This is a genomic window from Pedobacter namyangjuensis (assembly GCF_003313325.1).
Lineage (GTDB): Bacteria > Bacteroidota > Bacteroidia > Sphingobacteriales > Sphingobacteriaceae > Pedobacter > Pedobacter namyangjuensis.
In genome coordinates this window covers 819,041-837,467 of the sequence record NZ_QMHQ01000002.1, presented here as the reverse complement: position 1 = coordinate 837,467, position 18,427 = coordinate 819,041, and the positions used below count along the sequence as shown (strand labels likewise).

At 45.8% G+C, this 18,427-nt stretch carries 16 protein-coding genes; 6 read left to right on the top strand and 10 right to left on the bottom strand.

From position 1 onward, the window contains the following. The first annotated feature begins 19 nt into the window (after nucleotides 1–19). Nucleotides 20–379, top strand: coding sequence for a winged helix-turn-helix transcriptional regulator (locus DUT69_RS10780; protein WP_113653226.1), 360 nt, complete (start codon nucleotides 20–22; stop codon nucleotides 377–379). A 386-nt stretch (nucleotides 380–765) separates the two neighbouring features. On the opposite strand, the gene DUT69_RS10775 is transcribed toward DUT69_RS10780, so the two are convergent. Both DUT69_RS10775 and DUT69_RS10770 read right to left on the bottom strand, forming a co-directional pair. Beyond that, nucleotides 766–2,736: an ATP-binding protein gene (locus DUT69_RS10775; RefSeq protein ID WP_162796279.1), complete on the bottom strand. Its 1,971-nt coding sequence runs from the start codon at nucleotides 2,734–2,736 to the stop codon at nucleotides 766–768. A 566-nt stretch (nucleotides 2,737–3,302) separates the two neighbouring features. After that, nucleotides 3,303–3,884 (bottom strand): Crp/Fnr family transcriptional regulator, encoded by a 582-nt coding sequence (locus DUT69_RS10770; RefSeq protein WP_113653224.1) that lies wholly within the window; start codon nucleotides 3,882–3,884, stop codon nucleotides 3,303–3,305. 163 nt (nucleotides 3,885–4,047) lie between these two features. Here DUT69_RS10770 and DUT69_RS10765 point away from each other — a divergent pair, with 163 nt between their 5' ends. Next, the gene (locus DUT69_RS10765) at nucleotides 4,048–5,124 is read left to right on the top strand and encodes an SDR family oxidoreductase (protein WP_113653223.1); all 1,077 of its coding nucleotides are present in this window, start codon (nucleotides 4,048–4,050) and stop codon (nucleotides 5,122–5,124) included. Between the two features lie 917 nt (nucleotides 5,125–6,041). Here DUT69_RS10765 and DUT69_RS10760 read toward each other — a convergent pair. The 3 genes from DUT69_RS10760 to DUT69_RS10750 all read right to left on the bottom strand — a co-directional run bounded on the left by DUT69_RS10760 (nucleotide 6,042) and on the right by DUT69_RS10750 (nucleotide 7,940). Further along, nucleotides 6,042–6,242 carry a hypothetical protein gene (locus tag DUT69_RS10760; protein ID WP_113653222.1) on the bottom strand — a complete coding sequence of 67 codons (201 nt, stop codon included), beginning with the start codon at nucleotides 6,240–6,242 and terminating at the stop codon, nucleotides 6,042–6,044. A 147-nt stretch (nucleotides 6,243–6,389) separates the two neighbouring features. After that, complete coding sequence (locus DUT69_RS10755; protein WP_113653221.1) at nucleotides 6,390–6,887, bottom strand: hypothetical protein; 498 nt, start codon at nucleotides 6,885–6,887, stop codon at nucleotides 6,390–6,392. A 558-nt stretch (nucleotides 6,888–7,445) separates the two neighbouring features. After that, entirely contained in the window at nucleotides 7,446–7,940 is a 495-nt protein-coding gene (locus tag DUT69_RS10750; RefSeq protein ID WP_162796278.1) for a DUF6252 family protein, read from the bottom strand. A gap of 94 nt (nucleotides 7,941–8,034) precedes the next feature. Here DUT69_RS10750 and DUT69_RS19490 point away from each other — a divergent pair, with 94 nt between their 5' ends. The 4 genes from DUT69_RS19490 (at nucleotide 8,035) to DUT69_RS10735 (ending at nucleotide 10,506) form a co-directional block, all read left to right on the top strand. Beyond that, nucleotides 8,035–8,169 carry a hypothetical protein gene (locus DUT69_RS19490; protein WP_262511037.1) on the top strand — a complete coding sequence of 45 codons (135 nt, stop codon included), beginning with the start codon at nucleotides 8,035–8,037 and terminating at the stop codon, nucleotides 8,167–8,169. A 252-nt stretch (nucleotides 8,170–8,421) separates the two neighbouring features. Then, nucleotides 8,422–8,754 carry a hypothetical protein gene (locus tag DUT69_RS10745; RefSeq protein WP_162796277.1) on the top strand — a complete coding sequence of 111 codons (333 nt, stop codon included), beginning with the start codon at nucleotides 8,422–8,424 and terminating at the stop codon, nucleotides 8,752–8,754. A 124-nt stretch (nucleotides 8,755–8,878) separates the two neighbouring features. Further along, nucleotides 8,879–9,850: a DUF4625 domain-containing protein gene (locus DUT69_RS10740; protein WP_113653218.1), complete on the top strand. Its 972-nt coding sequence runs from the start codon at nucleotides 8,879–8,881 to the stop codon at nucleotides 9,848–9,850. Nucleotides 9,851–9,939: 89 nt separating this feature from the next. Next, a complete protein-coding gene (locus tag DUT69_RS10735; protein WP_162796276.1) occupies nucleotides 9,940–10,506 on the top strand; it encodes a peroxiredoxin family protein in 567 nt (188 codons plus the stop codon). A gap of 301 nt (nucleotides 10,507–10,807) precedes the next feature. Here DUT69_RS10735 and DUT69_RS10730 read toward each other — a convergent pair whose 3' ends face one another. The 5 genes from DUT69_RS10730 to DUT69_RS10710 are packed head-to-tail and all read right to left on the bottom strand — an operon-like array spanning nucleotide 10,808 to nucleotide 18,400. Further along, nucleotides 10,808–11,983 (bottom strand): APC family permease, encoded by a 1,176-nt coding sequence (locus tag DUT69_RS10730; RefSeq protein WP_113653216.1) that lies wholly within the window; start codon nucleotides 11,981–11,983, stop codon nucleotides 10,808–10,810. Next, a complete protein-coding gene (locus DUT69_RS10725; protein ID WP_113653215.1) occupies nucleotides 11,973–12,848 on the bottom strand; it encodes a hypothetical protein in 876 nt (291 codons plus the stop codon). Before DUT69_RS10725 ends, DUT69_RS10730 begins: the two co-directional genes overlap by 11 nt. 2 nt (nucleotides 12,849–12,850) lie before the next feature. Continuing rightward, entirely contained in the window at nucleotides 12,851–14,434 is a 1,584-nt protein-coding gene (locus tag DUT69_RS10720) for a DUF6850 family outer membrane beta-barrel protein (protein ID WP_113653214.1), read from the bottom strand. A gap of 5 nt (nucleotides 14,435–14,439) precedes the next feature. After that, complete coding sequence (locus DUT69_RS10715; RefSeq protein WP_113653213.1) at nucleotides 14,440–15,648, bottom strand: DUF4876 domain-containing protein; 1,209 nt, start codon at nucleotides 15,646–15,648, stop codon at nucleotides 14,440–14,442. A gap of 16 nt (nucleotides 15,649–15,664) precedes the next feature. Further along, entirely contained in the window at nucleotides 15,665–18,400 is a 2,736-nt protein-coding gene (locus tag DUT69_RS10710; RefSeq protein ID WP_113653212.1) for a TonB-dependent receptor, read from the bottom strand. Nucleotides 18,401–18,427: the final 27 nt, after the last annotated feature.

Sequence of the window (18,427 nt, the reverse complement as noted above, 5' to 3'; positions counted from 1 at the left end):
TTATTTTCAAAAGACAATTATGGCAGTAAAAAGGGGATATAACGATTGCATAAGTACCATAAAGCCGGTACGGGATTTTTTGGACGTAATGAGCGGCAAGTGGAAATTTCCGATAATTGTCTCAATTGGGGTGGGTAACGACAGATTTGTCGATATCCAGGAAAGTATCCCAGGCATTACTCCTAAGGTTCTGGCTAAGGAGCTAAAAGAGCTGGAACAGCACCAGCTAATCAAAAGAACTGTGCTAGGTGAACATCCGGTCAAAATCCTATATACGCACGAGCCATATGCGGATACGTTGACGCCCATAATTTATGCAATGAAAGACTGGGGAGTCAATCATAGAAAGAAAATTTTTAGTGATATCGAAAAGAAGTAAATGAGGCGACATATATTCAGGTATATCCCCCAATGGGCTGTCCGAAACTCAACCATTGGAAATCTAATATGCCGGTGAAATCTGTAGATAAAAATATCTGATTTCTAGATCGCTTAAAATAAAAAACATGCATTAATGATTTTGTAGTTATTTGGAAGATTCGGTCCTGTTTTGTGAATTTGAGAGCACGAAAACATATAACCCCGATGAAATAACATCTAATGGGAGTTTTTGAAGGTTTTTAATTTTGAAAGCTTGCCCAAATTATAGATGACCCCCTCATTTTAGAGCGTCCAAACATCGTTTACAGTTCGCAATCGATAAAATATTCGCTCCGATACTCTTTCTCTTTAACTCCTTAGCCTAAATGCACAATTTTTCGATGGTTAAGATAGCGGTAGTGCGAAGGTGAATTTGGCGCCCCCTTGGCTTTCCTCAAGATAAATATGCCCCCCATGGCGTTCGATGATTTCACGGCACAGGTAAAGTCCGATTCCGAAGCCAGCGATAATTCCCGATTCATTGTTTTTTGCCCTGTAATAACGGTCAAATATATTTTCCCGGTCCTCGAGTGCAATGCCTGGACCTTCGTCCTGCACACTTACCTTCAGCCATTCTCCATCTCGCCTGTAGTTCAGACTTATTATTGTTTGCGATGGCGCATACTTTACTGCATTGGACACCAGGTTCTGCACCACTTGGGCTATTTTTTGCATGTCCGCGTTGACAATAATGCTTTCGGTTCGTTTAACCTCGATTCTATGGGTCTCAACGGTAGCCCGATACTCTTCATCTAACGTTGCTAATAGTGCAGCAATATCGAATCGGCTTACATTGAGTACAAGTTTGCCCGATTCCAGCCTTGATACATCGAGGAACCCGTGAATCATCGACTTCATGTTGGCAATTTGTTTGACCGCCTTTTCGAGGAGATTTTGCATAGGAGCATCTTCGGAACTGATGGCCCTGCGCTGCATGAGTTGCATATAGCCGTTTATGGACGTTAACGGGGTCTTAAGCTCATGGCTTACCATGCTGATAAAATCATCTTTGCGCTGCTGGTCCTTTTTCTGCTCGGTGATGTCCCGAAGCGTTCCATTTAGGCTAACGGCCGTTCCATGTCCGTCGAAAATTGTCCTACCGATCGCCTCCACCATCCTTATTTCTTCATGTTCGGAAGCTTTAATTCTGTATTCCACAAAATAATCGCCTTTGGAATTTGGATCTAATGCGTCCGATATGGCCTGGGCCACGAGTGGACGATCTTCCGGATAGATGGATTCTATAGCTTTGGAAAGCTCCATACTTTCACCTGACGATAGTCCAAACCAGCTTTTGAGCGTGTCATTGCCGGAAAAAAGGCCTGTGTCCGGCTCATAAAAAAAAGTTCCGAGCCCGGCTGCTTCTACCGCCATGGCAAACATATGGGCAGACTTCTGATATTCTCGATGCCGAGCCAATTGCTCGGTAACCTCTTCCAATATGATCAGCACACCGGTAATATTACCTTTGGAAGAACGTATGGGCTTATATATGGAATTGACAAATGCTTCACGGCGCCCAGTTTTATCATGCAGTAGTACCCTCAGCTCTGTATTCGTCCTAGCTATACCAGTATCATACACCGCCCGAAGCCAGTCGTTCATAGGTTGGTCATGCAGTTCAGGCCTTGCGGATTGGTGGCTTTTTCCGACTACCTCCGCCTCTGATCTTCCCCAGATCCGGAGAATCTCCGCATTGGCCAGCTCTATTCTGAGTTCTCGTCCTTGAAGCATGCAGATGCCGATCGGTGCCTGTTCAATGATGGTGCGCACATGTTCCCTGCTATCGGCAAGCATGGCAAGGGATTGGTTGAGCTCTTCGTTGGTAGAGAGAAGTTCTTCCAGTGTAGCGGCCATCTCTTCGTTCAGTACCTGTGCTTCCTCTTCCTTTTCCTCCAGACGCAACATATGCTGACGGCGCTGGGTGACATCCCGGGCAGCATGTATGATGCATACGGTTTTTTGAAATTCGTTCTGTATTGCACGATACTCAAAATCAAAATAAAATGTTTGCAACTTGTCGTCCACCACCAGTTGAGCGGGCGTGTCGAAACCAGCAGAGGTCACGCCGGTGTCCCATACCCGTTGCAAAAGATCGATAAACGGTTGCCCGGCCAGTTCCGGCAATGCGTCATCAAGATTCATTCCAATTGGCGAAGCACCTTTTCCCCAAATCTTGAGCATGGCATCATTGGCAAACCTGATACGGAGCTCTCGGGTGGTATAGATGGCAGTAGCTTCATTAGCGGTTTGCAAGGCGGCTAAAAGTAGGGTCTGATCAGAGTCTTCACTGTCTATTTGTTGGTATGGTAGCATAATGGGCATAAAGATAGGAATCGGAAGTTTATCATCAACAGCTTAATGCCTGATCATGAAAAATTACAGCATTATTTTCGCGAATCTCCAGAGCGTTTATGCCTTTTGCGTAAAAATGCGGTGAACTTTCTTCAATTGACAAATAAGTAGTTTGTAAATTCTAGATACTATCATATTGACATCATGTTTGTCCCTTGAAGCAAAACGCAGTCAGGATCCGTAATTGGTTAAGAACAGGCCGAAAGCGCATAAGTTTTGTAAACCTATGCCAATAAGGGGATCCCAGATATTGAGTTCTTTCTTTCATTCTTTCCTTTTTTCTTTTGACAAACATGTGAATAAAATGTTGGACTACGCATCTACCATTTTGTTGAACGAAGTTGCGAGTGGACGCATACCTTGATGCTCTTTATCGCGTTTTTTTGCTTTGGCTCTGGGAGTCTTTGCAAAATGTGGTTCTTTGGACTATGTTATTTGGGCCAAGGTGTCAAAGATCAGGAAATAGGCTGTTTGTTTTCAGTAATTTCTGAACTATTTGTCCTGATGATTTTGGGCATCCAAGGCGATTACCTTTTGGAAGCAAGATTTCTCTTGATGCGGCTAAGCGTTTCTGGAGCTATACCAAGATAGGATGCGACCATGTTCTGTGGTATCCTGGCAATGATTTCGGGATTGGAACCCAATAGTTGGATATACTTCTGCGCTGCTGTGTGGGTGATGGAACTCATCAGTCTACGCTCCTTCGTAACCAGGCTGTTTTGGAACAATATCCTAAAGTACCGGTCCATAATGGGCACCTGAAGGGTGAGCTTTTCGTAATCGGCTCTGGAAATCATCAATAGACTTGAATCTTCAATTGCATCGATGTTAAAAACCGCAGGTTCCAGCGATAGAAAACTATTGAAATCTGAAATCCACCAACCTTCCCAGCCAAAAACGCTCATGTGCTCGTCGCCCTTTTCATCCACGTTATAGGTTCTCAGTAGTCCATCGGCAACAAAACAGAGGTGCCTGCAAACCTCTCCCTCCTGAAGCAGGTACTGCTTTTTGCGCAATCTTTTGCCAACAAAAAAAGTACCGATCATTTCTTTTTCGGCCGGGCTAAGATTTACCTTCTGTTCGATATGCTTAAATAGGATTTCGATCATCGTAGAATTCTTGTGCCCAAAGATAGTTTTTTCGCCGGTACATCGGTATCTAAAATGACTTGACCTAAATCAAGTGTAGGAGTTGATGCAGGTCATTTGGGGATAGTTGCGCCATCGCTATTTTTGTAACACTTAGAAGCGCATGTGAACTAAAACAGATAAAATGAAAAAAATAGCATTAATAGTGGGTTCCAGTGGTATCATCGGAAGCAATCTTGCAACAGAGCTGATTGCTTCCGGATGGGAAACCTATGGTCTTGCCAGAAATCCAAATACCGAAAATAGCGGTCTTAGGCCGATAGCAGCCGATCTTTTGGATTTGGAAAACCTGAAGCTGGCTTTAAAGGAGGTGAGGCCCACCCATGTATACATTACAACCTGGATGCGCAATGAAACCGAAAAAGAGAATATCCGGGTGAATGGTTTAATGGTTCGGAATATTCTCGATGCGCTCTCTGCCAATGGATCGGTAGAACATGTTGCACTGGTTACAGGCCTGAAACATTATTTGGGTCCCTTTGAGGCTTATGCGAAAGAGGGATTTCTTCCCGAGACGCCACTAAGGGAGGACCATCCGAGATTGGATATCGAAAATTTTTATTATGCGCAGGAAGACGAGGTGTATGCCGCTGCCAAAAGGGACGGCTTTACCTGGAGCATCCACCGTCCGCATACGGTGATTGGAAAAGTTGTAGGTAACGCGATGAATATGGGGACTACCTTGGCAGTTTATGCCTCAATTTGTAAAGAGCAGGGGCGTCCTTTCATTTGGCCCGGATCTGCTGCGCAATGGAATGGCCTGTCTGATGTGACCGATGCAAGGTTACTGGCCAAGCACCTGATATGGGCATCCACTTCCGATGCTGCAAGGAATGAAGCTTTCAACGTGGTTAACGGTGACGTTTTTAGGTGGAGCAGGTTATGGAAACGTATAGCGGACTATTTTGGTGTGGAAGCCGTAGGATATGGCACTCACATTGAACCACTGGAAAGAGAAATGGCGAATGATGCAGCAACTTGGCATAAAATTGCCGATAAATACAAACTAAAGGAGAACCAGTTAAGTAGGGTGGCAACTGCTTGGCATACAGATTTAGATCTCGGGCGGCCGATAGAGGTGATGACCAATATGTCCAAGAGTAGAAAACTTGGTTTCCTCGTTTATCAGGATACGGAAGATACATTTTATGAGCTCTTTGAGCAGCTTAAGGAAGCCAGCATAATTCCTAAGGATAAGTAGCGTATTGGATTTTAGTGGGCCAGGTTAACGGCCTAGTCGAGCAGAACCGATAGATGGAAGTATATTCCGCAGGAACCACAGATTAGATTAACTATGCTAGAATGGTTTCATCTCAAAGGTTACAAGTTCGTTTTAGCCCGTATTTTCTATGACAAATGAAAGGAACAGCAGGTTTACCTGCAACCGGTATTGGTACTCACCGGCATTTTCAGCAAGCGTATAGCTGATTGTTGGGTTGTCCCGCTGGTGCTGCCCGTGCCCTGGTAAGTCAAAAATTGGCATTGCTACTTGAATTCGAAGAACATTTGCCTATCATCTATGATGTTCGACCATAACTTGAAATTCCGGTGAGGGTTGCCGGATTGATCTGTTTAATGTTTTTCGATTTTGTAGACGAACCATCTTTTGTACAATGGATCGTTGTTCGTCTGGTCTTCTTTTTTACATCCTATCGCGAGTATATTAAGCAGCAGGAGGTAAGATAGAATTCTTTTCATATTATGTGTATTCGTACAAACATGGATTTACAGGAATTGATCTTGGAAGAACAGCCCAAGCAACCCTGAAATTTGACCACACGGCATGGGTTATTTTTTGTTGGAACTTGGATAGGGTTGCAGTATATGTCTTGCTTAAAGGAACTCCGCTAGGTATTCCAAGGGAACGGGTGGGTGTTTGAGGCCGTAATCACCTGCTGGGCAAACCGAAAACGCGTTAAACGATTTTCTGATAAGGGGTATCGATTTACCAGGAGATTTTGTTATTTATGTTTTATAATCAGTTAATCGCTCAATTGCTACTGGCAACAAAACCGGGAAAGTACTTTTCTGGGACAGCGGCTAGGCTAAACCATTTGGTAGGATAGAACGAATTGGTTCCTTGATGATAGATAGTTCCTCTTCAGAAGTTTGATGCTTCTATTCTTCCGTTTTTAAATTGGGAAAATCTTCGGAAGAGCTACCTGTACCGCTTTCGGTTTCCCCTTTGTTTTCCGCTGGCTTTTTGGAGCTTCCTGTGTAGGCATCATCCGTTAGGGAATCATAGCCTTGCGTGCCTGTATTGTCGTAGCCGTCCCTGGGCGCTACCGTTTCGGGTGATATTTCTTTTTTCTTTGACATGATGTTAGTTTTAGGCTTTAACACTGGAACCTAAAAAAAGTTTTCGGTATCCACGTGGCTGCAGGTAATTGGGCTGGGTTGAACATGTTTTGGAAGCTGATGGATTTTGTTTGCCACAATGCTGTTCAATGTTGCAGAGCCACATTTTTAGTTCAAGTCACTGTAGGTTACCGGGCTGCACTGGGCAAATTTCACATCGGCACTCAGTTTGAACTGGTAGTTTTTGATAAAGGACGATAGGAGTTTTTCAAACTTTATGCGCTTTTCTTCGCTAATGGGATTGGGGTCGCTAGGTTTGGGAATAAAGTTATAAAGGAAATAGTCTATTTTGCCTTCCGGGGCAAAATAGATTCTGTTGAAGCACCTGGTCGGTTTTTCCCATTTGAACCCGTTTGCGGCCAGATGCTTTTGTAGCTCAGCCAGCAGATCACCGTAAGCTGCCTGCAAATCCTTTTGTCCTGCAGGGGATTTAAAGACCGCTTTTTCAGGGTTGGCATCTACAGCACTTTTGTAGGTGCTGTCCAGTTTTGCTATGGTTACACCTTGTTTTTCGGCCTGCTGGAAAGTAATCGCCAAAGGCTGTTTTTGGGCGCTAGAGGTACCATAAGCAAATAGGAACAGGATGAAGCTGAGTCTGAAAATCATATTACTAAGATATTAGTTATAGATCGGCTTTCCAAATAAATGTGGCAGTTTTTGCTTTGTGCTGTTCGAGCGGATTTTTATCCAATGCGTTTGCAAATGCTTTACTTTCCAACTTATCAGATTGGAAGAGTAGGCTATTTGGAAATGATCGCGGTAGCTTTTTAATACTTCAATCAGTCAAGTTGCCGACCGGTAAATCGTCGTTTGATGCACTAGCAACCGATTCATTAGCCAGCGTACTTATATATATATTGTAATTCATCAGCGTTTGGGCTTTGGGTGGTCAGGATTTAAGTTTATCCCTACAAATCTTAGGTCTTCGTTGGCCATACTAATGGAAGGATCAGGTTTGGCGTTGCTGGTGAAAATCTTGTGGTCTGGTACAATTAGCTATGTATAGAATTACTTAATTCCATTATAGCGCAAACTAAAAGATGGTTCTGGTAAACGATTACTACTTCTTGAAAGCAGGCGAACAAGGTGCCTTTTCGTAGGAGACTTTTTTAGAAACGAATTTAAAATTGGCAATAGGTTCTGCATTTGGGCTTTAAATGGGTATCAATAGTTGGTGTACTGCAGCTTGAAGCTGCCCTCGGTGATTTCGGCGGTAGCGGCTGTCGACTGCTCTTTGGCAGTGAAACTGAACCTGCCCTGTGCCGTGTTTGTAGCCTTGTCCAGCTTTAGGATTTCAAGGGTGCCCGTGTAGCCGGTCTGCGTCCTGAATTTTAGCCCTTTGCCGGCATCCAGGAATTCCGCTGTCTGCTTGCCACCATCCAATGTGTATATTCCTTGCGATACTTCACGGTCGAGCAATAAGGATAATGATACGGTCTGTCTGGTCCCTTCCTGGTAGGCGTCCAGATAAAATATTTTCCCCTCATCGATCAGGTGTGCGCTTACGTCGCGACCATATTTGGGATCCGAATCGGCCGGCTTCCAGGTTTTTCCGTTTACCTTGCACAACAACCTTTCATTTGACCGGTCTTCTTTCTTGCAGGAACTGAACGCCAATAAGGCGTATAGCAAAAGGGCAAAGGCTTTCAAGTTCTTCATTTTCGTTTTTGTAAACATAGGTCAGACTTCGATTAACCAAGGTAGGGAAAAATCTATTATTATTTTGCTTGACAATGTTGAGGACTTTTAGAAAATGGTTCAGGCGGGGCTGCTGAGCCTTTTGCCGGAGAAGGGTGGTTTAGAGGATTTGGTAGCTGGTGTGGCGGAACTTGTGGAAGACGAAAAAGAGGTTTTGGTTAGAGGGGCTTGTTCGATAAACCCAAAATAAAATTTAAGAGCCTAAAATCCCCAAGGAAAATCGAATTTCAGAGGCTGCACGGTTGATGCTTCTGAAGCCTCTTGTTTTTACGTTGAATGATTGTATTAGGTGTTTAAGTTGACCTTTGAGGATGTGAAAAATATTTCCAGCCGATACAGCGCCTTTGCATTGAAGGAGAACCTTGTTGCAGAATTAGAAATGTTATCTTTATTTCAGCACACAATTTGCAATAGTAAATAGTTTATTGCAACTTTGTGGCAATTGATGCATAACTCTCCACTAACAAAAGCCTATCGCATTCTGGCTGCTGCCGTACTCATCCTTCTGCTGGGCCTGCAGGTAGTGGTCTTTGCGCATGCGCATAGGTTGGCTTTCTACCTAGGCGATCAGGAGCAGAAACAGCTAGTTTCAGATTCCTCCTGCGGCATATGCGAATTTATTGCGCAGCTTCAAAAGCAGGAATATGTAGCTGCAGCAAATACTCAGGTTGCTGTACTTTTTTCCGAGCAAATTAATCCACCAATCCGGTACGGTGATTGCCTGGTCCTGTCGGGACTGGTCAAAGTAGTCAATAAAGGACCGCCTGGTTCTTAAGTCCATAGGATTTCTTCGTTCAGGTAAGCCGCTAATACCTATGTGCCAATCTGTGGTACTGGTACGGGGCTTTGCCACGGGATAATATTACCGCTTAACAATTTCAAACGTCCAACATTCAATTATGATTACTACAGAAAAAAATAAGATAAAAAAGCTGCTTCCTTCTATATTACTGTTCCTTGGAGCGTCGGTTCTAACAATCGGCTGCGAAAAAGATAACAACCCCCTTCCGGAGCAAGGAGCAAAACCGACCATCGACAACATAGAACTTGGCCTGGGCAATGCAGGTCTGGCCATGATCGGCGAGGATTTTCATTTCAATTCCGACATAGTCGCAGCGGAAAGGCTCGACAAGGTGGAGATCAGGATTTCGCAGAAAAAAGGGGAAACCTACAGTAAGCCCTGGGAACATGCAATAGTCTGGGCCCAGTACAGGGATCTGAAGAATACGACCGTCCACAAACATTTCACTATACCAAAGGATGCGGTTGAAGGCAGGTACGATTTTCTGATCACTGTTTATGACCAAAGCGGATCAAGGCTGGAAGTTAGACGTGATTTCGCTATTTACAAAAAGGAGACCATGCCGGTAACCCCGATCATCACCCAGCACAACCTGTCAAAAAACTGGGAACCTGTCTACGACTCCCACGGGATGACAGACAACCCTAAAGAGAAATTTTTCAAAGGTGATACGCTGAGAAGCCAGGTGAGCATCTCCTTTGTCAAAGGAGATGGGATTGTCTATATGCTGCTGATCAAAAAATCGGCAAACCATAATCCCAAAACAATCGAAGAGATTGACTTTAGCAAGTCCATCGTATATGACATGTACGAGCATAGGAGCAAGCCGAGCATCTATACTTTTGGCAATGCGGAATTTGACCTGACTACCAGCCCCTTCACGGTAATCAAGGACCTGCCGGAACTGAAAATTGGTGCGGCAAACGATTTTAAAAGCCCGGTTGCCAACAAAATTGACGGCAGCAAGGCCTGGGAATCGGGCGAGTACAACCTGGTGGTGATCTACAAAAATACCACAGAGAACAAAACCGTCAGCAAATCGATTCCTTTTAGCATCGATTTCAGATAAACCAGAACATGATGTGCATACTTAAAGTTTCAATCGGGATAGGTCAGCTTTGCAGCCCAGGCCGAAGTTTCATGGCATCTTTTTGCCTTATGGTCCTACAGGTCTTTTTTTTCTCGCCAGTAAAGGCCCAGGACAACGAATATGAAAAGGCACTGTCCAGATTCACAGGACCCAATAAATACGATATAGAGCGGCCGGGCGCCATGGTCGGGGTAGCAGCTCCAGACTTCGAAGGAAAGACCCTTGATGGGAAAAAAATCAGTCTGGGCTCGTTAAAGGGGAAGGTAGTTGTCCTTAACTTCTGGTTCATCGCCTGTGCGCCCTGTAAAACCGAAGTGGCTCCGTTCAACGAACTGATAGAAAAGTACAGAAAGGAAAAAGACCTTGTGTTTGTTTCCATTGCAAAGGAAAAAAAACAGGACCTGGCGGAATACCTGGCAAAACATCCCTTTCTTTTCCAAACTATTGCCGACCCTGATGCCAGCCTTTCAAACCAGCGCTTCCACGTCCTGGGATATCCCACTACGATGGTGATAGATAGGCAGGGCAAGATAAGCTACTACAGTCTGGGCGGCAAAATCCTGGAAGATGCTGTAAGGAAGGAATTTGAGGAAAAGCTCGTTCCGGTCATCCAAAGCGAGCTCAGGAAAAAATAGGAGGCAACCTCCCTTTGGTATCCCGGGCGGTTTCGCCGTCCGGGATATTTTATCTTTTAATTTGCCGGTGAGTTCTATGACCGAAGTTGGCGAGAATCCGCAGGTGTCGGTGAAGATGGTGCTGAAAAACTTTCATAGGTATGCTTAAACCCTAAAAATGGCATCGCTCTTACACTGCTAACTGTGAATAATAGTTTATGCAACTTTGTTGCTTTTGTTTGATTGTTTTTGTATTTTTATCGCCAATGAGGGGTTTGTTTAATTAGTAGTTATGCGACGGGTGGTTCCCGTCGCTTTTTTTTTAGCTCAGCAGAATAAGGATAGTGTACCCGTTTACCAAAAGAAAGATCGATGGTGCAATGAGCCTTGCTTTTGGAACATTGTTCTTGGGTCTAAAAAGTATGGCTACCGATAGGCAGGAGCAAAGTGCAAGCAAGACCCCTGCCGATATTAAAATCTGTTGGAATGTTTCGGTGAGCAGCAGCGATATGGTAACTGCATACTGTAAAGCTATCGCCCGAAGTGGTACGCTCGGTTTTTCATCACCATATGGATCTATCCTTTTCCAGTCCATCATCTTCGCCATTACCCTGGGGCCAACCCATACCATCGCACTAATGCTCGAAACCAGGAGCACAGCAATCAGCATGGCCATCCGTTTGCCACCTGTACTTCCGAAAATTACGTTTGCCGAAACAGCGCCGACTTCTAGCACTCCATCCAGTGAAGCCATGGAAACCGTTTTCAGAAATACAAAATTCAACAGGATGTACAGCAGCGTAACCAATAGCGTTCCTGTGATGATAGATCGAGCAATGTTTTTTGATGGATTGCTGATTTCGCCAAATATGTACACGCAGGCGTTCCATCCGGAATAGGCAAAGGAAACATAAACGAGCGAAACCGCAAATCCTCGGCTGGTCACCATTTGCACTTCGCTGCCATCTGGCATAAATGAATTGGCCATTCCCGGGGTGCCCAGTCCATAAAAAACAAACGCCAAAAGCGAGATTACCTTGACCGCTGTGGTCAGCAGCTGAAATCTGCTGGCTAAGCTAATGGTAAAGCAGTGGAACAGGGTGATCTGGCTTATAATGACAAGTGCCAGCCATTTTTGGCCGATAGCCGGAAAAAACCTGGCGAAATAGCTGCTGAATGTTATGGCAGCAAGCGCAACTGGTGCTGCAAAGCCTGCAATTATGGATACCAAGCCGGCAAAATAGGCAATCAGCCTTGGATAGGCATCACGGATATAACTGTACTCGCCCCCGGACTGGGGATACAGTTTGGCCAGCTCTACGTAGCTTAGCCCTCCGCAAAGTGCGACCAGTCCGCCGCACAGCCAGAGGAAAAGCAGTACCAATGGCGATGGGGTTGATCCGACCTGAAAACCCAGACTTGAGAAAACGCCAGTGCCCACCATATTGGCTATGACCAGTGCACAGGCAGTCAGAAAACCTATTTTTTTATCTTCCATTTATTTTCAATAGGCTTAACAGCAGTTCATAGTAGCGGACCGAGCCATCTTTTCTCGCATATCTGCTTCGCTCTGCCTGGTAGCTGGCAAGGGCGTATTTTGCCCTGTTAGCTATATTATGGTCCACTATTGCGGCTTTGTACCCTTTGGGTACCGCATAAACAAAGCGCCCTGTTTGGGAACTGAACACCGGAAGCTGCAAAAAGTCGCGCTTGACAAATTCCCCCGTTCTCGATTCGCTGATGGATGCCTCGGTAAAGAAGCTGACCGCATGCTCGGGATAGCCAAACAGGTGTCCGTAGGCCCTGAACCGGTTATGTTTGTGTTCGTACTCGGTTGTATTGATCAGTATTTCCGGACTTGTTCCAGGTACAAAGCCAAACTGTCCAAAAAACGACTGGTCAGCCAGCAATAGTGAATCTACCAACGATTTTCGGTGTACGGATATTTGCATGGTACGTTGCTTTTTCTGATGTGCCCTATAGGGGCTGATCATGAACCTCAGGTCGCCAAAATTCAGCGTGTTTACAATGCGCTGGTAACGTTTGAGTTTTTTTAAATCTTCGCTTGCAGTATCGGTTATCTTTGCATTGCCCCTCAATAAGGTATCAACAGCTGCAATGTCGAGATAGAGTTCGGTAACGCTGCTCATGGGCTTAAGGCCGCTTATAACGGTATAAATTCCCTCATTGTCCAGTACTTTTTTGATTAAGGTATCAGCCAACTGTTTGTCCTGCTGCGAAAGGTTAGCGTATGAACTATTGTCGAATTTTTGTGCTGAGAACCTAGTGCTGCTGCAAGACGCCGCTAACATTCCAGTCATCACTAAAACGAGTAGTTTTTGATATTTTTTGATGTTTTTCATTTCTAGAAAATTAAGTTCAGTGATAGGTTCGCATTGTTCCTGCTGCCCAAATCGGTTGCCTGTATCCTATCAATGCCCATTTTCAACTGATAGGATAGGCTGCTAGCTTGAAAGGTAAGCCCTACATCGGCAGCGCCTTTCAGGTAGTCAGCGCTGGCAAATCGATAATGGGGGGCTACAAGAACAGGCGATAGTTGGGTTGGGCGGTTAACGACGATGTCCTTTTGGAGATTGAAGTGGTAGCCCAGTTTTAGTTCGCCGCTAAAGGTGGTTTTTTTTGAAAACGGTTTGATTATGGAAAATCCCGCATCCTGGTTCAGCATCACACTTGTCCAATTGGTCTTGGCAATACCTTCGTAATAGTTGGTATAGCTTAATGCGGGATAGAATGCAAAAATGAGCAGGTCCCGATCCCGCTTTTTCCAGTAGGATACTTTTGCATCCAGGCCGGAGAAATAGAAAGCCGGATTAATGGCATTGAAAATCGGATCAAAACCCGTTCCATTCCTGAACCATGCTTTTGCGCTTGCCGCAAATCCCTGTTTTTCAGGTCCGCTTGTAAACAGGGCGAAGACCTCTCCTTTATGTTCATCAAAGCTACCGACAAAAATGGGCTTCGCTATTCCGTCGCTTACATCCTGGGTCTGACGTCCAAACCTGGCGCCAAACAGAAGTTCCACCTTGTTTTTGTAAAGGTAATCAGCTCCCAGCTGATAGCCCTGGCCTTTGGTGAACCGCTGCGCCGTAACGACGGGGCCAGCTGTAAATTCACCGTATCCTCTTATGCTGTAGATGATAGGGTTTTGATCCGAATAGTAGCCTGTTTCAACTGCTTCGTCCATGAAGCTATATCCTGCCAAAATAGACAGGGTATGGTTTGGACTGAATTTATAAGCTACAGATGGCTGCACTGCATAGCTAAGTAACCTGTTTAATGGTTTTGGATCATTGTCGCGGGCATTCTGCTGGGTTGAATAATCGAGCTTAAGGCCAGCCTGCCAACGGCCGGTCTTGGGCATTATAAGCTGCAGGCTGGCATCAAGCCCATCTCCGCGCCAATTTCCGCCTACCCCATCGCCAGTAACAAAAGGATTTCCCTGGTAAGGGTTGGCAACATTTGCGTATCTGATGCTGTCGCGGTAGTTTTTTCCGTAGGCGAAGGAACCAAAAAAAAGCCAGTCCTTAACCTTGCTTAATCCTGTCGCACCAAATCCAAAATTAAGTTGCCGTTTAAAATCCTGAGGCCGTTTGAAACCGCCACTGGTAAGCTGGGCCGATGCACCGAGCTGGGCAAAGGCTGGCACTGCTGTGCCGCGAAGAAATATCGGGTTGGCGGACAATGACCAGCTATTGCTCAGTGCAGCTTGGGAAAGTACAAGTAAACTGTCCGTTTTTGATTGGGCCTCGGCTTTCCGGATGCTGCCGGCATTGATCACCAACAAAAAAAGGCCGATTGTTTTTAGTGCGCCAGGATTTAGCTTCGCTGGTAATCTTAAACTTAAAAAACACGCCGTAACAACAAGGCAAATCAACAGGGCTGGCCAAAGGACCAATCCTGTTTGAAGGTTGGATAACAAATCGATCATTGCCGTTAAAATCCCCTAGGAGTTGGTGTGCTCAACTTCTGAAAATCCTCGCCACTGTTGTTGGTGTCCTGCAGCACTCTTCTTCCATTGATTGTAGTGCTTATTTTTCTTCTAAAGCTTTCGCCGGTGTAGGTATCGGTTGCAAAGACAAAGCCCGCGTCGATGGCCACAGGTAAACGTTTGAAGCTTCCGCTTGATGCATCTTTCAATGCCTGGAAACTGTCGATTACCAAAGCGTTCGGAATTTTGACATAGGTTGTAGCGCTGGTGCTGCCAGGGATGTTGGACAGGGTCAGTTTACTGAAATCGTCTGTTCTGAAGATGACCAAGCTAGGTCCGAAAACGCTTAGCAGCCAATCAAAGCCACCAGTAAAATACAGCTTTTCAAGGTTTGGAACACCAGGTGCATCGGCGTCGCGGTTGTCGGGTCTTTCGTTGTAGGTTTCCCAGTCGGCTTTGGAGAGGTCTACCGGAGAGTTAGGGTTGAGGGTTGCCTCCCTGTGGTTTACCCCGTCCTGGGCGATGATTATACTTTCGCCCGGAGCCAAAGGGCGCTGCTTTCCCGTTCCTGGAATTCTCCAGACATTGCCTGCATAGCTGCTGGTATTGTCGGTATTGAAAGCGGTGGGCAGCGAACTTGGGTTGATCAGCCCGGCGTTGCCATAAATATCAGCTATGCAAAGTCCATCAAGATAAATTACCTCGGTGGAGTTGTTGTAGAGCTCTACAAACTGGTCGGAAAAGTACGTTCCTCCGGCAGGCGTTTTAGAGCCCGTGTAGTAAACTTCCTTGATGACCAGATTCCCTGCGACAGATCCGGAAAGCTGCAGGGTTATTTCTGGGGATTGCGGAGCTGAAACCACTGCATCGCTTTTAGCTGCATTGAGTACAATTGCCTGAGATACGCCGGTGAGGGTAAGCGACTCGGCGGCGCTAAGGGACTTGTTTACGGAAATGTCGTAAGTACCTGGAATTACGTCCGAAAAAGTGGCTACACCGGTGGCATTGGTAAAACCCGAAACCACACTTCCGTTACCTTTATTGGTCAGCTTTACTTCGGTATTGGCCGCTGGCTTTAGGCTATAGGTTTCCGGATAGCTGACATTGATTTTTACCGTAGCTGTCTGTACAAGGTTGCCTTCCCGCTTTTTGCAGCCCCAAATGGTAGTGGCCAAGGCCAAAAATAGAATAAGTGTAAATCTCTGTGTTTTCATTTTATATATTTAATTGTTAAAGACTAATTGTGAATTCTGCTCCGAAAAACAGGTTTTGGTTACGGTTTGTATAGGATTGGGTAATTGCGTTAAAATAATTGCCCCTGTCGGATAATACGTTGTTTACGTAAAAGGAGAGGTCGCTTCCACCTCTGAATTCCTTGGTTACCCTCAGGTTGAACAGCCATAGTGCCGGTGGATGATCGGTTAGCGAATTATTGGCGGAAAAGGATCGGCGCAGGTCCGCGTATTGTTCCTCCATCGCCTGCTGGGCATCTAGGTAGGTAACCAATCCTTGCTGATCGATGTAACCGACAGGGTAAGGACTGAGATTTAAGTTCCTATTGGTGTCCTTCCAAATGGTCTGAATCAGGCCGCTTACCATAAACCTGAGTTTGGGTATGCGTGTAATGAACCTTGCGCTGGTATTGAAGCGCTCTCCCTTGTTGCCAAAGCCGGAACGGAAAATGGGAATTCTTTTCGGCGTCGTACTGGTGAATACGGCCCTGTCCGCATCTGCTACATCTCCGTCGTCATAGCTTTGCGTCTGGATCCAGGCACCTGTAAAATTAAAGCGGGTATTTAACTGCGCCATCGGCGGGGTATCAAACTGGAATTCTATTCCCGTGCTGCTTATCCTTCGGTTATTGCTGGTCATATCCATCGCAGCATAAAAAGGGTCGTACCTTACAGGCACCGGATGTAGTACCGGTACTTGCCCGGTAGGGAATCCCGTTGCCTCAAATTTGGCAACGGTTAAAGGGACAACCTTTCGGTCGGTACCAAATGCACCTGTAGTCACCTCGCGGAAACCAGTAAGGAAACCGGTAAAACCCTTGTGGTGGTAATCAAGTCCGAGCTCAAATTTTTCTGCTTGGTAGGACTTAAGCTTTTCGTTCCTTGCATCCAGTACAACGGTCGTTATTACAACCAGGCGTTCTGCCGGATTTGCAGCATAATAATTATAGTTCACAAGATCGAAGTACCTGTCGCCCGGATACATGTAGGAAAGGGTGGGGGCTTTTGCGGTTATTCCATAACCTGCTTTCAGCCTTAGGCTTTTAAAGGTTTCGATGGCAATGTTCAGCCTTGGCGCTAATATATTTCCGTAACTGCCCCTGAAAGGGCTTTGCGGCTGTACATTGTCGTATCTTAATCCTGCATTGAGATTGACCTCTTTGCCAGCTACATCTGTAGTTAACCTGTTTTCTGCATAGTATGAAAGCTGTGACAGGGAAGGAATGTCCGAATAGCTCCTTGGCCGGTCGCCCATGCTGTAGTTCTGCCGTGGCGGCCGGGTCGGGTCGAACAATCGACCTGCTCCATTGTTTCCATCATATCGGTATTCGGTTCCGATTACCAGTTGGTTCGCAAATTGGTTTTCCGATCTATTTAATGGGCCGGAACGGAAAATAGTACCCTCCAACCTTCCGTACAAAGAAATCGGCTTTCCTTCTGTACTTACAATGCTTAGATACTCTGATTCTCCATACCGGCCAACCTGGGTGGTGTTGGTGGTGGCATCGCTTACCGGGAAAAGGTCTCTGGTAACCAGCTCCTGCACCAGGCTTTTCTGGTTGGCATAGGTCAGTCCCATATCATAGCTCAGCAGCGAGAACCACGAATTTGCCATGTTAAGCTTGCCGCTGCTGGAAAACCTGATTCCCTTGTCGCTGCTGTACAGCTTTCTTTGGTAGCGGAGGTCGCTGGGATTTTGCTTTGCATCATCAAGGCTGCTGAACAGCGCAATCCTGCTGGTTGTGAACAATTGCTCTTTTAGCCAGGGCCTGCTCCAGGTAAGCTGCGTGTTTATTCTTGTGTAATGGGACAGCGTATTTCTTGGATCCTGTTCCGAATAGCTGATATTGCCATCGAAACTTAAAATACCTTGGTTGCCTTTCAGTTTTGTACCAAACCCGGCCGATTGTTCTACAAGGTTTGGATTGATACGTGTGGTAAGCTGGGGCCTGAAAACTCCGGCTCTGGTATTGACAAGGATGGCGCCCGTTGTCAGATCGCCGTACCTTGCCGAAGGCACGCCTCTTATAACTTCTATGCTCTCGATCTGATCTGCCGGAATCTGCCTCAGGTCGTTTCCCCTGCCTGCTACCGAGGAGAAAGGGGCGAGTGCTCCAGGTGATGAATTTAGGATATTGACATTGGTCTGCAGGTTGGCATTGTTGGAAAAGGGTATCCCATCCAGTATAAGTGCGGTACCAAGTGCATTCGCCCTGGAAGCATCGGTATTTGAGGGTACTTGCCTGATGTTGATCTGCTGGGCCGAAGACAGGTCCGGGTTCAATGCCAATTGACCGGGCAGCAGCTGCAGGGCGTCAGCCAGGCTTGTCGGCTGGGTGCTTTTGATGGCCGTTCTGTCTATTACCGATGAGGAGCCGATCCTTCTCCTGGTTGCCGTTACCGCTACTTCCTCCAGTGCAAGTGAAAGCGTTTCCATATAGATGACAATATTGGTATCGGCTTTAATGAGGAAAGATGATTGTACAGGCTTTTTTCCAAGCAGCGAAAAGCTTAGGGAGATATTTTCTCCTTGCCTAGCCTTAAGTTCAAAGGAGCCCTCATCGCCCGAAAAGCTGAAGCTTTGAGTGCCAAGAACCTGTACGGCTACGCCCGATAGAGGTTTGGAGCTGGACTGCTCGATTATTTTTCCTTTGACGATACTGGTCTTGCCCTTTTGGGAGAGCGCAGTTAGGGGCATTGCGAAAAATACAATGCACATGAAGATTTTCTGCATAGTTTTATAAAAGGACTTCTCCCTTTG

Coding starts and splice junctions, on each gene's coding strand:
- DUT69_RS10780 (WP_113653226.1), top strand. CDS start 20: ATGGCAGTAAAAAGGGGATATAACGATTGCATAAGTACCATAAAGCCG.
- DUT69_RS10775 (WP_162796279.1), bottom strand. CDS start 2,736: ATGCTACCATACCAACAAATAGACAGTGAAGACTCTGATCAGACCCTA.
- DUT69_RS10770 (WP_113653224.1), bottom strand. CDS start 3,884: ATGATCGAAATCCTATTTAAGCATATCGAACAGAAGGTAAATCTTAGC.
- DUT69_RS10765 (WP_113653223.1), top strand. CDS start 4,048: ATGAAAAAAATAGCATTAATAGTGGGTTCCAGTGGTATCATCGGAAGC.
- DUT69_RS10760 (WP_113653222.1), bottom strand. CDS start 6,242: ATGTCAAAGAAAAAAGAAATATCACCCGAAACGGTAGCGCCCAGGGAC.
- DUT69_RS10755 (WP_113653221.1), bottom strand. CDS start 6,887: ATGATTTTCAGACTCAGCTTCATCCTGTTCCTATTTGCTTATGGTACC.
- DUT69_RS10750 (WP_162796278.1), bottom strand. CDS start 7,940: ATGAAGAACTTGAAAGCCTTTGCCCTTTTGCTATACGCCTTATTGGCG.
- DUT69_RS19490 (WP_262511037.1), top strand. CDS start 8,035: ATGGTTCAGGCGGGGCTGCTGAGCCTTTTGCCGGAGAAGGGTGGTTTA.
- DUT69_RS10740 (WP_113653218.1), top strand. CDS start 8,879: ATGATTACTACAGAAAAAAATAAGATAAAAAAGCTGCTTCCTTCTATA.
- DUT69_RS10735 (WP_162796276.1), top strand. CDS start 9,940: ATGGTCCTACAGGTCTTTTTTTTCTCGCCAGTAAAGGCCCAGGACAAC.
- DUT69_RS10730 (WP_113653216.1), bottom strand. CDS start 11,983: ATGGAAGATAAAAAAATAGGTTTTCTGACTGCCTGTGCACTGGTCATA.
- DUT69_RS10725 (WP_113653215.1), bottom strand. CDS start 12,848: ATGAAAAACATCAAAAAATATCAAAAACTACTCGTTTTAGTGATGACT.
- DUT69_RS10720 (WP_113653214.1), bottom strand. CDS start 14,434: ATGATCGATTTGTTATCCAACCTTCAAACAGGATTGGTCCTTTGGCCA.
- DUT69_RS10715 (WP_113653213.1), bottom strand. CDS start 15,648: ATGAAAACACAGAGATTTACACTTATTCTATTTTTGGCCTTGGCCACT.
- DUT69_RS10710 (WP_113653212.1), bottom strand. CDS start 18,400: ATGCAGAAAATCTTCATGTGCATTGTATTTTTCGCAATGCCCCTAACT.